At 35.6% G+C, this 16,549-nt stretch carries 14 protein-coding genes; 4 read left to right on the top strand and 10 right to left on the bottom strand.

Features of this window, described 5'->3' with window-relative positions:
- Positions 1–52 precede the first annotated feature (52 nt).
- Positions 53–2,140 carry a methionine--tRNA ligase gene (gene metG, locus SJY30_RS12070; RefSeq protein ID WP_396632428.1) on the bottom strand — a complete coding sequence of 696 codons (2,088 nt, stop codon included), beginning with the start codon at positions 2,138–2,140 and terminating at the stop codon, positions 53–55.
- A gap of 209 nt (positions 2,141–2,349) precedes the next feature.
- Here metG and SJY30_RS12065 point away from each other — a divergent pair, with 209 nt between their 5' ends.
- On the top strand, positions 2,350–2,529 hold the full coding sequence (locus SJY30_RS12065) for a hypothetical protein (protein ID WP_396632427.1): 180 nt from the start codon (positions 2,350–2,352) through the stop codon (positions 2,527–2,529).
- Between the two features lie 54 nt (positions 2,530–2,583).
- Here the strand turns inward: SJY30_RS12065 and SJY30_RS12060 are convergent, their stop codons facing one another.
- The gene (locus SJY30_RS12060) at positions 2,584–4,287 is read right to left on the bottom strand and encodes a DUF1501 domain-containing protein (protein WP_396632426.1); all 1,704 of its coding nucleotides are present in this window, start codon (positions 4,285–4,287) and stop codon (positions 2,584–2,586) included.
- A gap of 11 nt (positions 4,288–4,298) precedes the next feature.
- Positions 4,299–5,792 carry a DUF1800 family protein gene (locus SJY30_RS12055; protein ID WP_396632425.1) on the bottom strand — a complete coding sequence of 498 codons (1,494 nt, stop codon included), beginning with the start codon at positions 5,790–5,792 and terminating at the stop codon, positions 4,299–4,301.
- Between the two features lie 185 nt (positions 5,793–5,977).
- Here SJY30_RS12055 and SJY30_RS12050 point away from each other — a divergent pair, with 185 nt between their 5' ends.
- Together SJY30_RS12050 and SJY30_RS12045 are read left to right on the top strand one after the other, a co-directional pair.
- Positions 5,978–6,337 carry a YraN family protein gene (locus SJY30_RS12050; protein WP_396632424.1) on the top strand — a complete coding sequence of 120 codons (360 nt, stop codon included), beginning with the start codon at positions 5,978–5,980 and terminating at the stop codon, positions 6,335–6,337.
- An 88-nt stretch (positions 6,338–6,425) separates the two neighbouring features.
- The gene (locus tag SJY30_RS12045; protein WP_036151486.1) at positions 6,426–7,085 is read left to right on the top strand and encodes an aspartate kinase; all 660 of its coding nucleotides are present in this window, start codon (positions 6,426–6,428) and stop codon (positions 7,083–7,085) included.
- On the opposite strand, the gene SJY30_RS12040 is transcribed toward SJY30_RS12045, so the two are convergent.
- From SJY30_RS12040 to mfd, 6 genes are all read right to left on the bottom strand, one after another.
- Positions 7,082–8,401, bottom strand: coding sequence for a TlpA family protein disulfide reductase (locus tag SJY30_RS12040; protein WP_396632423.1), 1,320 nt, complete (start codon positions 8,399–8,401; stop codon positions 7,082–7,084). The genes SJY30_RS12045 and SJY30_RS12040 overlap by 4 nt on opposite strands.
- A 130-nt stretch (positions 8,402–8,531) precedes the next feature.
- On the bottom strand, positions 8,532–8,864 hold the full coding sequence (locus SJY30_RS12035) for a hypothetical protein (RefSeq protein ID WP_396632422.1): 333 nt from the start codon (positions 8,862–8,864) through the stop codon (positions 8,532–8,534).
- An 8-nt stretch (positions 8,865–8,872) separates the two neighbouring features.
- On the bottom strand, positions 8,873–9,202 hold the full coding sequence (locus tag SJY30_RS12030; RefSeq protein WP_396632421.1) for a TerB family tellurite resistance protein: 330 nt from the start codon (positions 9,200–9,202) through the stop codon (positions 8,873–8,875).
- 221 nt (positions 9,203–9,423) lie between these two features.
- Positions 9,424–10,449 carry a 3-dehydro-L-gulonate 2-dehydrogenase gene (yiaK, locus tag SJY30_RS12025; protein WP_396632420.1) on the bottom strand — a complete coding sequence of 342 codons (1,026 nt, stop codon included), beginning with the start codon at positions 10,447–10,449 and terminating at the stop codon, positions 9,424–9,426.
- Positions 10,450–10,548: 99 nt separating this feature from the next.
- Complete coding sequence (locus SJY30_RS12020) at positions 10,549–10,875, bottom strand: TerB family tellurite resistance protein (RefSeq protein WP_396632419.1); 327 nt, start codon at positions 10,873–10,875, stop codon at positions 10,549–10,551.
- A 1-nt stretch (position 10,876) separates the two neighbouring features.
- The gene (gene mfd / locus SJY30_RS12015; protein ID WP_396632418.1) at positions 10,877–14,245 is read right to left on the bottom strand and encodes a transcription-repair coupling factor; all 3,369 of its coding nucleotides are present in this window, start codon (positions 14,243–14,245) and stop codon (positions 10,877–10,879) included.
- Between the two features lie 125 nt (positions 14,246–14,370).
- Between mfd and SJY30_RS12010 the strand changes: the two genes are divergently transcribed.
- Positions 14,371–15,720, top strand: a complete 1,350-nt coding sequence (locus tag SJY30_RS12010; RefSeq protein ID WP_396632417.1) for a dihydrolipoyl dehydrogenase family protein — start codon at positions 14,371–14,373, stop codon at positions 15,718–15,720.
- Here the strand turns inward: SJY30_RS12010 and SJY30_RS12005 are convergent.
- Positions 15,717–16,520 (bottom strand): tryptophan-rich sensory protein, encoded by an 804-nt coding sequence (locus SJY30_RS12005; protein WP_396632416.1) that lies wholly within the window; start codon positions 16,518–16,520, stop codon positions 15,717–15,719. The two genes, SJY30_RS12010 and SJY30_RS12005, sit on opposite strands and share 4 nt — an antisense overlap.
- Between the last annotated feature and the right edge of the window lie 29 nt (positions 16,521–16,549).

Below are 16,549 nucleotides of genomic sequence, written 5' to 3'. Positions count from 1 at the left end.
AGGGTACTAGGTTTAAAGGTGAAAACTAGTTTTTTTTAAATATGTCTTTAAATTAACTTATTCCCTCCCCATTACCAACGCCATCCTCATCTGGGTTGACAAATACCAATTTACCATTGGCATTTTCGGTCATTAGAATCATACCTTCACTATCAACACCACGTAATGCTCTTGGTGCTAGGTTGACCAATACGGTTACTTTCTTACCTACAATGTCTTCTGGTTTAAAGCTTTCTGCAATACCAGACACAATAGTTCTAACATCTAAACCTGTATCTACTTTTAAAACTAAAAGTTTTTTGGCTTTTGCCATTTTTTCAGCTTCGATAATAGTACCTACACGCATATCTAGTTTAGAAAAATCATCGAATGTAATGGTATCTTTTTGTGGCATTACTTGTTTGTTTTCGTATTCGTTCGCTTTTTTTGTTGCCTCTAGTTTGTCTAGTTGCGCTTGAATTTCACTATCCTCTATTTTTCTAAAGAGCAATTCTCCTTTGTTTATCTGATGGTCTGCATCAAGCAAATCTTCCTTTGAAGAAACATCATCCCAATTTAGACTTTGACTACGCTCAGTCTCCGAAAAAGTTAGATTTAAGATGTTCTTTAGTTTATTAGATGTGAATGGTAAAAATGGCTCACTTAAAACAGCTAAACCTGCTGCTATTTGTAAAGCAACGTTCATAATGGTTTTTACACGATCTTCATCTACCTTAATTACCTTCCAAGGTTCTGCATCTGCTAAGTACTTATTACCTAAACGGGCAAGGTTCATTAATTCTTGACCTGCTTCTCTAAAGCGGTAACGCTCAATAGAACTTGAAATGATTCCTGGATATTTTGATAATTGTTCAAGTGTCTCGGTATCAACATCGGTTAGGCTTCCTGCAGTTGGTACTTTACCTTCGTAATACTTGTTGGTCAATACTACCACTCGGTTAATAAAATTACCTAAAATGGCAACTAGTTCATTATTGTTACGTGCTTGAAAATCTTTCCAAGTGAAATCATTATCCTTTGTTTCTGGTGCGTTTGCTGTTAACGTGTAACGTAACGAATCTTGCATTTCAGGAAAATCTACCAAATACTCATGTAACCAAACTGCCCAATTTTTTGAGGTAGAAAGTTTGTTGCCTTCTAAATTCAAGAATTCGTTTGCCGGTACATTTTCCGGTAAAATATAGCTTCCTTCCGCTTTTAGCATAGATGGGAAAATAATACAGTGAAAAACAATATTATCTTTTCCTATAAAGTGGACTAATTTGGTTTCTTCATCTTTCCAATAAGGCTCCCAATCTTTACCTTCTCGTGCTGCCCATTCTTTAGTAGAGGAGATATATCCAATAGGTGCATCAAACCAAACATATAACACTTTGCCTTCTCCACCTTCTACAGGTACGGGTATTCCCCAATCTAAATCTCTGGTCACCGCTCTTGGCTCTAAGCCGCCATCGATCCAAGACTTACATTGCCCGTATACATTGGGTTTCCAGTCATCTTTATGTCCTTTTAAGATCCATTCTCTTAGAAAATCCTCATATCTGTCTAGAGGTAAAAACCAATGTTTTGTTTCTTTAGTTGTTGGTACAGTTCCGGTGATTGTTGATTTCGGATTAATTAAATCCGTCGCATTTAAACTAGATCCACAATTTTCACATTGATCTCCGTATGCCTCTTCATTACCACATTTAGGGCAAGTACCTATTACAAAGCGATCTGCCAAAAATTGCTGTGCTTCTTCATCATATAATTGAGCAGTAGTTTCTTCAATAAAATCTCCTTTTTCATAAAGATTCACAAAGAATTCTGATGCAGTGTCATGATGTACCTGCGCAGAGGTTCTTGAATAATTATCGAACGTAATACCGAAATCGACAAAAGACTGCTTAATAATCGCATGGTATTTATCAATAATATCTTTGGGTGTTACCCCTTCTTTTTTAGCCTTCATTGATATGGCAACACCATGTTCGTCGCTACCACAAACAAAAGCAACGTCTTTACCTGTTAATCTTAAGTAACGAGCATAAATATCTGCTGGAACATATACTCCGGCCAAATGACCTATATGTATTGGGCCATTTGTGTATGGTAATGCTGCAGTTATGGTATATCTAGAAGGTGTTTTAATATCGGACATCAAAATAAATTAGGCTGCAAAAATACAGAATTTGCGGGGAGAATTACTAATTACTTCGCAATTGTGGTCTTGTAGAAAAGTGAATTTGTTTCGGTTTTTTTTAGAAATGAAGCTTAAAGTTAAATTACAGCTGAAAAAATATAATAAAACGTATCAATTTCAGTTCTATTGTAAGAAAAAACTTATTTATTAACTAAAGCATATGAGATATGGGTGTTGGTAATTCTAAAAAAATTATGTTGGATAATGGTCTAGACGAGATAGAAAAGGCTATAGAAAACGCTAGTACTAATAAAGAAGATGTCGTTAGACTTTATAAAGATAAGAACCATAGGGTCAAAAAAGAGCTGCGGTTTGAATCTAAAATGAACAATTCTAAATTAACATAAATAAAAAGCCCTATTCAAAATATTGAATAGGGCTTTTTACATTTGGGAAACAAATTAAGCTACCATCACTGATTTACTCATTTTTTGGTTTTGTACATTGATACGATAAATGTACTTACCTGTTGATAGCTGTTCGGGCATGCGCTCTCGTATATTTATTTCGGTAGAACCTTCAAACATCATTTCGTTAAATACGGTGCCTACTTTCTGACCAAGAATATTATAAAGTTGAATATCTACATGTGCCGAAAATGGCATCTCTAAATAGATATATGGTGTACTATCCGTTGGATAAAATGGTTTATGAACAACGGCATTCAATAAATCTGGATTAAACGGTGTTTCTGCTTCTTCGTCTGGGTATACCGGCGGAGTAACTTCGCCATCGCTATATACAATATCCGGAAAAGCCTCACCACTACAACTAAAGCCTAAGTCTACCGGTACATAAGGTTTATAATTCAATAAATGAGCTTCTACCAAAGGTACGTCTACACATAACCATTCTGCTAAAACTGTTGCATACAGGTCTCTAAAATCCATAGTGTATTCTAGATTACCTCTACCATCTGGATCGTCTAGCGTTGGGTGATCACCAACAAAGGCGCTACCATTTAGACCAGAACCAAAGAATAACGTTGGCGTTGCTTTACCATGGTCTGTACCATTAGATCCATTCTCGAAAATACGTCTACCGAATTCAGAAAACGTCATGCTCAAAACTTTGTCATCTTGCTGGGTAAAAGCTACATCTTCATAGAAATTGTTTACCGCTACAGATAATTTTGTCATAAGTTCAGCATGTGCCTGTGGTTGATTACCATGTGTGTCAAAACCACCCATTGATATCATATATACTTTAGTGCCTAGATTACCTTTTATCAATCTTGCTATAAGTGCCAATTGGCGTGCAAAGCTATTATCTTGATATTCAACTTGGTTTTGACCACGTGTATAAGCATCATGTATAATACCGGAATATTCATATGTTGTATTGGCAACCCCTCTTAAAAATTTAAGTTGGTCACCATACATACAGTCGTTAAATAAACTATCTTCTAAACCATATACTACACCAGATTCTGCAATTTCCTCTAACTGATCTACATTTGAGGTTACAAATGCATAGTTTGTTTCATCACCCTGAAAAACCAAACTACCAAACTGCCCAATTTGTATGGCCGCCGGTGCCGCCGGGGGATTTACTAAATAATCTGGATACATGTTTTCAAAGTGCCTACCCATCCATCCGGTGTTTAAGCCACTAAAACCTGTAGTTTCTATATCTGTATTTGCAAAAATATCTGACCCTGTAAAGTGAGATAAACTCTGACCTTCATAACCTACACCATGTACCGCTTTAAATTGACCTTCTTCCCACATTGGCGCTAAGGCACTCATGTAGGATGGTACGCCAAATTCATCGGTTAATTTTAAGACCTTACTTTCTGGGACATAAATATTAGGTCTTGCATTGGCATAACTATCATATTGTTCAATAGGTATTACCGTGCTTAAACCGTCATTACCGCCGGATAGGCGAATTAGTATAAGAATATTATCTGTTTCTGCTCCTGAAATTGCCGCAGATAAAGGCGATGGCGCAGATGCCGATAGCATATTTGATCCTAGCATCATAGAGCCAGATCCAGCAATGCCCATGGCTTGTAAAAACGAGCGTCTGCTCCATGTTTTATGTTCTTCATCATGGCCTTCGTGTTGTAAGCCTTTAAATGGGGTATGGTGTGTATTGCACATAGAAGTAGGTGTTATTTTAATTGAAACTCAGGTTGTCTTGCTAAATATTGAAAAAGTAGATATACTTGAAACGGACCTTTTGGCCAAGTAGCCAATGTCCATGATTCTTGATTACCACCTTCGTAGTAAACATCTTCTACATCACTTCGGAATATGGCAAATGCTTTGGCATATTCCTCTTCATTTAGAAGTCCCTTCGTTAAAATGAAATCTATAATTAGTCTTGCAACAACATCCGGATTTGGATTGGTTAACCCTTCATTACCTGATATTTCAAGACCAAATGAGCGAAATTGCTCATTGTCTGCCATATAGAATTCTTCTAGAATACTTTCAATGGTCAGCCAACGGCCGATCATAAAGTTTGTGTTGATCCAAGATCGGTCTCTTTGCCAACCGGCAACGTCGAATGGTTCAAATATTTCTTGACTTAATAATGCACTGTAGTTGACCATTTCGGCAACATTCGTGTCAGTATAGCTAAAGTTAGATTCTTTCAGTGTATTAAAATAAAAATCTACCGGACTTTTTATAATTACCCCAATGGCTTCGTCATCAAAAAAGTGTTGACTCTTAAATAAAAGTCTTAATACTGGTGCCAATTCAAAATCATTGGTTACAAATGTGGCTGCCATGCCGTCAATAATCATTTGTGCGTTATTGGCGTCATCTCTAGAATCTGGATGAACGAAAAACTCATATAATTTTCGACAAATGAATTCTGCTATCTCTGGAGCTCTTTGCTCAAAAAGTATATTGATGACATCGTCATAACCCCAATTACCTGTTTGACCTAGTATGGTTTTAGGTCCCGCATCATGTTTTGTAGCATCAAAAGCGACAGGAGAACAACCAACTTCGCCACGTTCTACGTAACCACTTAAGGCTTTGGCTGTTTCAATAATATCTTCTTCTGTATAGGCGTTGCCTTCTCCTAAGGTAAAAAGTTCATATAATTCTCTAGCGTAGTTTTCATTTGGATTATTACCATTGTTATAAACACCATCAAGGTAATACAACATGGCATTGGTCAACCCAATTTCACTAGTAAAAGTTTTAAAATTACCAATACAGTGGCGTTGTAGACAATCTATATAATCATATAAATAAGCGTTACAATTATATACGTCTAATTCAGTAACGAAATGATTGCTCCAGAAAAAGCTTAATCGATCTCTTAGATTGTTGTTCAGAAGACTGTTTGCATAGGCCAACTGAAACTCATTTTTTTGTTCTCTCTTTAGTTGATTGCTTGCGTCGCTATCTGCTGGGTAATTGTCATTGTTCCAATTTGCCCAGGCAGGGGTAGCTATTTCCGGCATACTTAGTGCTTCATCTATCAAGCTATCTACCAGTGCACCGGCAGATTGACCCGTTGCTTGGTTAATAGTAGCCACAGAGGCACTAAATCCTAGTCGGCGGTATAAATGAGCTGCTCTTAGCTGATCTAAATTAGCTGTGTACGGAGCAAGAGTAGAAGTATTACAATTAATGAAATATTCCATATCTTAAATAGGCATTTGTATTACGTTCGTAGAGTTGGGGCTTCTATGCTAAACGCTAGGAAATTAGGTATAGTATTTAAAACTATCTATTTTCGGTTATTAGATTTCAAATAACGAAATTTATTGATAAAAAGGCGTTGTAATTCCTATATTTTCGATGAATTGCATAATCTATTAACTATATCATGGGAAAACACAATGAATTTGGAAAAGAAGGGGAAAAGATAGCAGTAGATTATCTTAAAAAGAAAGGATATGCTATCAACTATAAAAACTATAGATATCTTAAAGCTGAAATAGATATTATCGCAAGAAAAGATGATGTTCTTGCCATTGTTGAAGTGCGGTCTAGAAGTTCAGATTTCATAGAGAACATTGCGGAAACAGTTACACCTAAAAAAATTAAGCTTTTGGTTATGGCTGCTGACCACTATGTAACCGATAATAATCTTGATGTAGAAGTGCGGTTTGATATCATTACAATACTAAAGAACAAGAGCAAATTTGAGTTAGAACATTTAGAATCTGCCTTTTATCATTTCTAGGTATTCTACTAGATTGGTAGATTTATTAAAAAACATTTTGTTTTATTTGTAACAAGTTGTTATATTTGCACAACAACCATACAGTAAAATGAAAACAATATCATCAGTCGTTGAAGAGTACATCAAGAAAAAGCCATTTTTACAAAGTGCTCTAGCACAAGGCATCATCAATCTTACATCACTATCTAGAATAGTAAAACCAGAGATTGAACATGAATTAGGTAAAGACATACGTAATGGCGCAATTGTTATGGCGTTGAAACGTCTTTCTGACGACCTAGAGTTTAGAGCTACACATAAAATTCTAAAAGTGTTAAAGAATATAGGTGAGATAACCGTACGGTCTTCTTTAACCGACTACACTTTTTTAGCTTCAGATAAAATATTGGTACACCAAGCTAAATTGCTTGAAGAAATCAATAACAACCAAGATGTTTTCTATACCTCTAGTCGTGGTGTAAACGAAATTAATATTGTAATTAGTAATATTATGGATAAAACAGTTGAAAGACTGTTTAAAGATGAAAAGTGTACTCAAAAAGCTGAGGAGCTTTCATCTATCACCGTAAAGTTACCTGCTGAGAATGTTTCAGTACCAGGTATCTATTACTTTATCTTTCAAAGGTTAGCTTGGGAAGGTATCGTTCTATATGAAGTTATTTCTACAACCAATGAGTTCACCATTTTAGTAAATGATGAGCAAGTAGATATGGCGTTTAAAACGATAAAAGATTTAAAGTCGCTTTAGTTTTCTAGAAATTCTACAACTTCTTTATCAGATTCCGGTTTAGCTAAAAATCGTTTTTCGCTATCTAGTATAAAATAGGTAGGTGTGCTTTGTATGCCAAATGTACGTGCATAATCACTTTCCCATCTACCTAATGCTATGGCGTGGTTAAAGACTGGCAAAGTTTTAGAAACTTCTTTCCAATTTACGTCATCATCTTCTAGACCTACAGCTATTACTTTTAGGTTTTCGTAATCTTGTACTTCTTTATGAAGTTGAGGAAGTTCTTTTAAACAGTGAGAGCATGTACTGCTCCAAAAAACCAGAAGATAATTTTCTGCTGGCTCGATGGTTAAAAGAGAATGCTTTTTGCCATTTGCCTGCCATGTAATATCTGGAGAAATGGCTCCAATTCTCAATCGTGATGCCATTTCTATTTCATCAACCAATTTTTGATTATTGTTGGTTATTGCTAATTTCTTCAAATGGTTTTTAAAAATATAATCTTGAACATTGAGCATGTTATTTACATCAGCTATTTTCCATAACTGGTGCATGGCCCTTTCTTGAAAACCTAATGGAGTAGTTTTTATAAATTCTGCCGTAGTTTTTACATTTTTATTAACCTCAATTGCTAATTGTTCCTTTGTGGTAATATCTGTTGGTAATGCAGAAAAAACATAACTAGAGAATTTATCTATTAAGAAATTAGAGCCTTGGAGAACAGGGTCGGTAATTGCTAGATAGTCAAAATGATGTTGCTTTTTATTTTTTAGAAATGTTTCTAAATCTTCAAATTCTGAAGGTATATAGCTTCTGTTCGCTTTAATAAATTTGTGGGCAATGGTAGTAGCGTGTTTTTCTTCAAAAGAAGTTTGTATCGTATTTAGCTCTTTTATAATACCATTGTATTCCCTATTAGGTTTATTTTGGGTTTCGTAGAATTCTATAAGCTTATCCTGCGCAGTGGTTATTTTAGAGAAGTACTCGTGGTACCATTTATTCTCTTCAGAATTGGTAATGGTCAAGCCATCTTGAAGATTGAAATTGAATTTTACATCTTCTTTCTTATTGTAAATAACATCGATATAAAACTCATCCTGAGGTACGGCATATACCAATCTATACATACCTGCTTGTGCGGTTAAAGGCATTTCCAGTTCAAATGAACCGTCTCTAACGGCGGTGTCAACGCTATAACGTTCACCATTGGGTGTTAGCTCATAGGCAATCAACCATTTAAAATCTTTAGGAGGAGAAAAGTTTCCGGCGATGGAGACTTGGGCTATAGAACTTAATGAAATAAATAAGAGGCAAATACTAAAGATAACTTTCATATAATTTTAAAAACAATTATCGGACCAATATGAATAGTATCCTTTATAAAGTATTGATGTTATGAAGAATACTATAAAGACAATAAAAGTAATATTCAGAAAGCAATTGAGTGCTTTATTTTTGAAAAGCTTATGAAAATTCTTTTTTAATTTCCATATGGCCTAGGGCTTCTGCTATTTTTAGAAGCTCTTTGTCGTGTACAAATCCGTCAGAAATAGCAACTTCGTCTAAAAGTTTGGCAAGTTCTCTTTTTTTAGGCAAAGACATTAAACTAAGAATTTTAAAAGCTTTTTCCTTATTTAAATTTCTTGCTTGACCTATAAAGAAACTATCAAAAGAAAAACGGTCCATTAGTTGCGTTAAATAACGCATTTCTGCAGGGTCTACTTTGCTATCCGCTAGAATAACATAGTCTACCATTTTCACTACAGCTAATTTCTCTTCTTTTGTATACTCTATCATACTTTTGCTTACTCTGTTTCTTCCCCTAGTCCTATATTTATATAGGTTTCTATAATAAGATCCATTTCTTTTTTATGAATAGCACCATCAGAAATGGCAACTTCATCAAGAATGTCTGCTAAAGCTTTTTTTTGCTCATGAGGTAAGTTGTAAAGTGTAACTATTGCATTGTCATACGCCAACAACTTTGCACGTTCTAAAAAGGCATCGTCAAAACCAAGTATATCTTTTAATTTGTTTAAAACTTCTATTTCCCCAGGGTGAACTTCACCATCTGCTTCTATAACTTCATAAATCATCTTTACAAAGGCTGCTTTTACAAATTCTTCAAACTCCATGCTATAATTTTAGGAGCTGAAAGATATAAAAAACAATAGTATATAACATGGATTTTAACGTCTACTTATTCACTATAATAGAATACCTCAACTTTTAAATTTTGTAGAATGTGCGCTATATACAGCCTTGTTTGATTTTTTGTAAGTCCTTTCTTAATTTATATAAATAAAATCAAGAACTGTTCAATAGATTTTACACAATTTTCGGGTATAGTTGGTCTTTATGATTTTGTTTCATCTAATAACCTGAGGATTTCTTCCCAGATTTTATTATTTACTTTCATACCTTCTAGTCTAGATTTTTTTCTAGTCGTCAATGTGCGCTCACCTGGGTAAAATGTGCTTTCTCCTTTACTCATTGAAGGACCATCATGTGTAAATTGAATAATTTCATTTAGCAGATTTTCTTGAAGCCCTTGGTCAGAAAACGTTCTTGGGTCAATACACATACATACTTGTGAAAGTGCTGTTTCATTTTTCTTGAGTCCAATTTTGTAGCTTGAATTCCCTGCGGATAATAAAGTAGCCAGCATATCCAATACCATAGAGAGGGCAGACCCTTTCCAATACCCAACCGGTAATGCGCGACCAGTTTCTATAATATCTTTAGGGTGCTTGGTCAGTGCATTGTTTTTATCCCAGCCCCCATGAAATGGAAGTTCTTCATTTTTCAAATCCAAGCTTTGCATTTTTCCAAAAGAGAACTGTGAGAGTGCCATATCTAAAACAACGTGACCTTCTTTTCTAGGGATGGAGATGACTAACGGATTGTTACCTAATCTGTTCTCTTTTCCTCCCCAAGCTGGCATATTGGGTATGGTGTTGGTAAATAGTATTGAGATACAACCTTGTTCCGCTGCTCGCCAACCATATGTTCCGCCACGCATCCAATGATTGGTGTTTTTAAGGGCAACCAAACCCATTCCGTGAGTTTTTGCCAAGGTTATTGCTTGGTCTGTACATTTTAGGGCGTTCAATACTCCTGATCCTAGATTACCGTCCCATCTTTCCATGCTTCCCATTGAAGCTGTTTTGGTTGCTATGACGTCTGTCTTGATTAAGCCTTTATTGACATAATCTATAAATACGGGTACTCTATTTATTCCGTGGGAGTAAATACCATCTAAAGTGCTTTCGGTATGAATTTTAGCCAGTAGTGCGGCTTGATCTTTTGAGAAAGAGTGTTTAATGAACAAAGACTCTAAAACAGATGTCATTTCTTTAGAAGAAACTATTATTTCGCTCAAAACAGTATGTTTAAATTCAACCGTTAAGATACAGAAGTTGTTTAGCTTGGTAAACTTTATGAAGAACAATGTAGCAGGACTGCCACAATTAAGAAAAAACTACGCTTTTTTAGATACTCCTATTTCAGAGAATACATGACGTATTACATCACTTTCTTTTTGGTGTCTATACCCGTCGGATATCGCTACATCTTCTAGAATTTCTGCTAGTCTAATTTTTTTAGCCTCGGACATTCCCTTAAGTATATGTACACTTTGGTCAATATCAATGGTACGCGCTTGAATCAAAAAATTACTGTCAAAATCAATAATAGGCATCAATTTGCTTAAGGCATTTATTTCGCCTGTATGAACCTCGCCATCAGCTACAATTACTGAATCAATAAGATGTACAATCGCTAATTTTTCCGGTATATCGAACTCCATATTATGCAGTTGTTTTTTCTTTAATTTCAAATGGTTTCAATGCCAAATATGCCCTGTCTACCGATCGTATATTTTCAAATACTAATAACAATCTTAAACCGTTACGGGTCTTTTTTTCTTTTATTTTACATTGCTGTGCATGTGACTGCACGTATTGTAATACTCTTGTAAATGTTGCAGTTTGATAAAATGCCGATTGTTGATCGCTTATAAAGTACCCGATCATTTTACCTTGCTTCATTATTATTTTCTCTAGACCAATACTGTTTGCTATCCATTTTATGCGGACGGAATTCAATAGATCTTGAGCTTCTTCCGGTAATTCGCCGAAACGATCCACCAATTGAGCCTCGAATTTTTGAAGCGCTGCTTCGTCTTTTACTTGATTCAACTCTGTATATAACGTTAGTCTTTCGGTAATATTATTGATGTAGTCATCAGGGAAGAGCAACTCAAAGTCAGAATCTATCTGTGTTTCCTTTACAAAGACCTTCTCATGTTTGCCTTCTACCTCTTCGTATAGGTCCTTAAATTCATTTTCTTTTAACTCATCTATGGCTTCGGCAAGTATTTTTTGATATGTTTCAAATCCAATTTCGTTGATGAATCCGCTTTGTTCTCCACCCAATAAATCTCCCGCACCACGAATCTCTAGATCTTTCATGGCTATATTGAATCCGCTGCCCAATTCCGTAAACTGCTCTAGTGCTTCAATTCTTTTACGGGCATCGCTTGTCATTACTTCGTACGGCGGAGTAATAAAGTAACAAAATGCCTTTTTATTTCCACGGCCCACACGCCCGCGCATTTGGTGTAAATCACTCAATCCAAAATTATTCGCATTGTTAATGAAGATAGTATTCGCATTGGTAACATCCAGTCCACTTTCTATAATGGTGGTTGAAACTAGAACATCAAACTCGCTATTCATAAAGCCAAGCATTAAAGCTTCTAGTTTTTTACCTTCCATTTGACCGTGACCAATACCTACTTTGGCATCTGGCACCAATCTTTGGATCATACCGGCAACTTCCTTAATATTTTCAATACGATTGTGAATAAAGAAAACCTGACCGCCACGTTCAATTTCATAACTGACCGCATCTCTTATGACTTCTTCATTAAAACGCACTACCTGACTTTCTATAGGGTATCTATTTGGTGGGGCAGTAGTAATTGTAGAAAGGTCACGAGCCGCCATTAAACTAAACTGAAGTGTTCTTGGTATAGGTGTTGCCGTTAAGGTCAATACATCTACATTTTCTTTAATGGACTTTAATTTGTCTTTTACCGCAACCCCAAATTTTTGCTCCTCATCAACAATTAAAAGTCCAAGATCTTTAAACTTAACATTTTTATTGACCAATTGATGGGTGCCAATAATAATATCGACTTTACCTTCACTTAATCGCTGTATGGTGTCTTTTTTCTCTTTTGCCGTTCTAAATCTGTTCAGATAATCTACCGTTACCGGCATGTCCTTTAATCGCTCGGCAAAAGTACGATGGTGCTGAAATGCCAATATGGTTGTAGGTACTAAAACTACTACTTGCTTACCGTTGTCTACAGCTTTGAATGCTGCACGAATGGCAATCTCTGTTTTTCCAAAACCTACATCGCCACATATTAAACGATCCATTGGTCGCTCACTCTCCATGTCTCTTTTTACATCTTCGGTAGCGGTACTTTGGTCTGGGGTGTCCTCATAAATAAAAGAAGCCTCTAGTTCATTTTGCAAGTAACTGTCCGGACTATATTGAAAACCCTTTTCCAGTCTACGTTTTGCGTAAATTTTAATAAGGTTAAAGGCAATTTTTTTGACGCGTGACTTGGTCTTGTCCTTAATTTTCTTCCATGCACCTGAGCCCAATTTGTAAATTTTTGGAGGTGCACCGTCTTTACCATTGAATTTGGAAATTTTGTGTAATGAATGTATGCTTACATACAGAATATCACGTTCGCCATACATTAATTTTATGGCTTCCTGTTTTTTACCTTCAACGTCTATTTTTTGTAAGCCGCCAAATTTACCTATACCGTGATCAATGTGGGTAACGTAATCACCAATTTCAAGCTTGTTTAGCTCTTTTAAAGTTATGGCCTGCTTTTTTGCATAGCCGTTCTTTAAATGGAACTTATGATAACGCTCAAAAATTTGGTGATCGGTATAGCAAACCAATTTTTGGTCATCATCAATAAAACCTTGAAATAACGGAGACACTATGATTTGATAGTGAACCTGTTTGTTTACCTCTTCAAAAATGTCATGAAAACGTTTGGCTTGCTGTTCACTGGCACAAAAGATATAATTGGTGTAGCCTTTATCTTTATAACCGTTTAAATTATCGATTAATAAATCGAACTTTTTATTGAAAGATGGTTGAGGTTTTGAATGAAATTCAACTAGGTTGGGAGCGTCGCGCTTGGCATCTTGTGTTAAAAGTGTAAAGCCAGATAATTGCTCGTTAAACTCTTTGCCGCCCATGAACAATTCTTCAGGCTCGGCATGTTTAATGTCTTTTGACAATTTTGTAAAAGCTTCTTTCGCCTTTTCAAAGAAATCATCTAACCTATCAAATAAAAAGTCTGTATTCTTAGCGAAAACTAAGGTGTTAGACGATACATAGGTTAAAAAGCTCTGTCTTTTGTCAATTAAAAATTTATCTGCCATGTTGGGCACAATGGTAATTGACTTTACCTTTTCTTTAGATAGCTGTGTTTCTACGTCAAAAGTTCTAATACTATCAATTTCATCACCAAAAAACTCAATTCTATAGGGTTCGTCATGAGAGAAAGAATATACATCTACAATACCCCCACGAACAGAAAACTCACCTGGTTCGGTAATAAAATCGACACGCTTAAATTTATATTCGAATAAAATCTCGTTCAAAAAATCTAATGAAAGTGTATCCCCCAATTTCATTTTCAGGGTATTCTTATCCAACTCTTTTCTGGTAACTACTTTTTCAAAAAGTGCATCTGGGTAAGTGACTATTACCGCGGGTTTTTTTCTTGAATTTATTCTGTTCAACACCTCTGCACGTAATAGTACATTGGCATTGTCTGTCTCTTCAATTTGATAAGGTCTTCTATAACTACCTGGATAAAAAAGAACTTTATCTTCACCAATTAGTCGTTCTAAATCGTTTAAATAATACGCAGCCTCTTCTTTATCATTGAAGATTGCCAAAAACGGGCGATCTTCTGATTGAAAGATGGTTGAGAGTACAAAGGATAACGACGACCCTACAAGACCTTTTAATTGAACGTTTTTAGTGCCTGAATTTTCAGAATCGGAAATAGCGTTTTGCAGTTTCCCTATTTGGGGAGACTGGCTATACCGTTGTTGTATTGAAGAATGACTCAACAGTTTAAGTTTTTGCAAATATACGGATACCTAAGAAATGGATACCACTCATTATTATCACAAATGGGCTACATATTGCCCGTAAAAAGTCGCAAATTGTGTAGTATTATAAAAAGTACTGTTTTATGGATGATAAGGAGTTTGATGTTTTTGTAATAGGAAGCGGAATTGCGGGGCAAACCGTTGCGAAAGCTTGTGTAAAAGCCGGTATGAAAGTAGCAATAACGGATAACCGTGAGTTTGGTGGTACCTGTGCCAATAGAGGATGCGATCCAAAGAAAATTTTGTTGGGTGCCATGGAAGCATACGAATTAAGTGAAAATTTAAAAGGAAAGGGAATTAGTAAAACTGCTAAAATCAATTGGAAACAACTACAGAAATATAAGCGAAATTTTACGACCAATATTCCCGTTTCTACCGAGCGTATTTTAAAAGAAAAGGGGATAGTTCTATTTCATCAATCTCCAAAATTTATAGACAAAAACAGTCTGTTAGTAGAAGGTAAAAAAATTACTGCAAAAAAGATCGTGATTGCAACGGGGCAAATACCAAGAACACTAACAATACCCGGGGCAAAGCATTTTAAGAATAGTGACGATTTTTTAAATCTCAAGAAGCTTCCTTCTAAAGTTGTATTTGTGGGTGCAGGGTATATAGGAATGGAGTTCGCTCACATGGCGGCAAGAGCTGGAGCCGAAGTAACTGTTATAGATACCGGTAAAAGACCTTTACATGCGTTTGATGAAGATTTAGTAAAAGAGCTTAGAAAATATTCTGAGTCATTAGGTATAAAATTCATTTTTGAAGCAACACCGATTTCTTTGAAAAAGAAGCGAAAATTACGTACGCTGACGTATAAAATTAAAGGTGTAGAAAAGACGATAGAAGCTAATGTATTTTATAATACTGCCGGTCGTGTACCAGCATTAGCGGCTTTAGATCTTGAAAAAGGCAATGTTGATTTTAGCGATAAAGGTGTTGAAACCAATAGCTTTTTGCAAAGTAAAAGTAACCCTAATGTATATGCTTGTGGCGATGTATCTGATAAGAATTTACCGCTAACTCCGCTCTCGGGTAGGCAAGGTTATGTGGTGGCTGAAAATATTTTAAACGGGAATAAGAAAGAATTGGAAGTCCCTGTGATACCTTCAGTGGTATTTACATTACCAAATTTGGCAACCGTAGGTTATTCTGAAGATGAGGCAAGAGCTAGATATAAAAATGTACATGTCAAATTTGAAATAGCGACAGATTGGTTCAATACCAAAAGAATAAACACACCTTTATACGCCTATAAAGTTATTTTGAATGCACGTACCAATGAGATTGTTGGTGCTCATTTATTAGGACCAGATGCCGGTGAGACCATAAATATCTTTACCATGGCAATTAACAATGGAATGACGGATAGTGATATAAAGTCCACTATTTTCTCATATCCATCTTGGGTAAATGATATAAAAAGTATGGTCTAGGATTTTTCCTGTAACCGTTCTTGAAGTTTTTTAAACGGGCTAGTTTTGTGATTTTTTATTCCATGTGCTGCAATGGTGATAAAAAGAATAATAGCACCTGCCATTGCTGAATAGGCAATGTATATATTAGAACCATTATGTCTTACAAAAATGGCTGCCAATGCCCAAACACCTACAAGAGCAAATTCTCGCATGTTTCTCTTCCATATCATTAATAGGTTAATGATTATGGCCGCTACTATCATATTTATCGTCCAGGCTTGTTCAGATAAAATACCCCCGTTCCAATCTAGCTTGCTTAAATATGCTGATATATTGGCTATGGTGGCAACAGATATCCATCCACTATAAAAACAAATAGGCCACCAAACAAAAGCCAATACTTCTATAGGTGCATCCCATCTTTCCATATTTGTGTTCAGAATAATTTTGATGAGCGACAGCAGAATACCTAACATAATTATAACTGAAAGTCCTGTGTAATTGTACATAAATGCAATTACCCAACAACAGTTTAAAACATTCGCTAAGACAAACCAGTAACCTGTTTGTTCAATAAAATCACTTGGTTTATCACTGAAAAAAGCTCTTTTTACTTGAAAAATACCATATGCGAGTAGACTCAAAAATATAACACCCCAAATGGCGAAAGCATATCCTGCAGGAGTAAACAAATTAGCGTACTTGGCGCTCATTTCACCTATTGTAGTATCGTTTAAAGAAAATGCCTGTGAAATGTAATTCACTAGAATGACCAAAATAACGGAGACTAAGTTGAGAACGGATAGCTTCTTTTTCATAATGTAAAACTATAGCGGTTATCTTATAA

The sequence above is a fragment of the Maribacter sp. R86514 genome, from assembly GCF_044597005.1.
GTDB lineage: Bacteria > Bacteroidota > Bacteroidia > Flavobacteriales > Flavobacteriaceae > Maribacter.
This window is presented reverse-complemented; position numbering and strand designations above follow the sequence as displayed.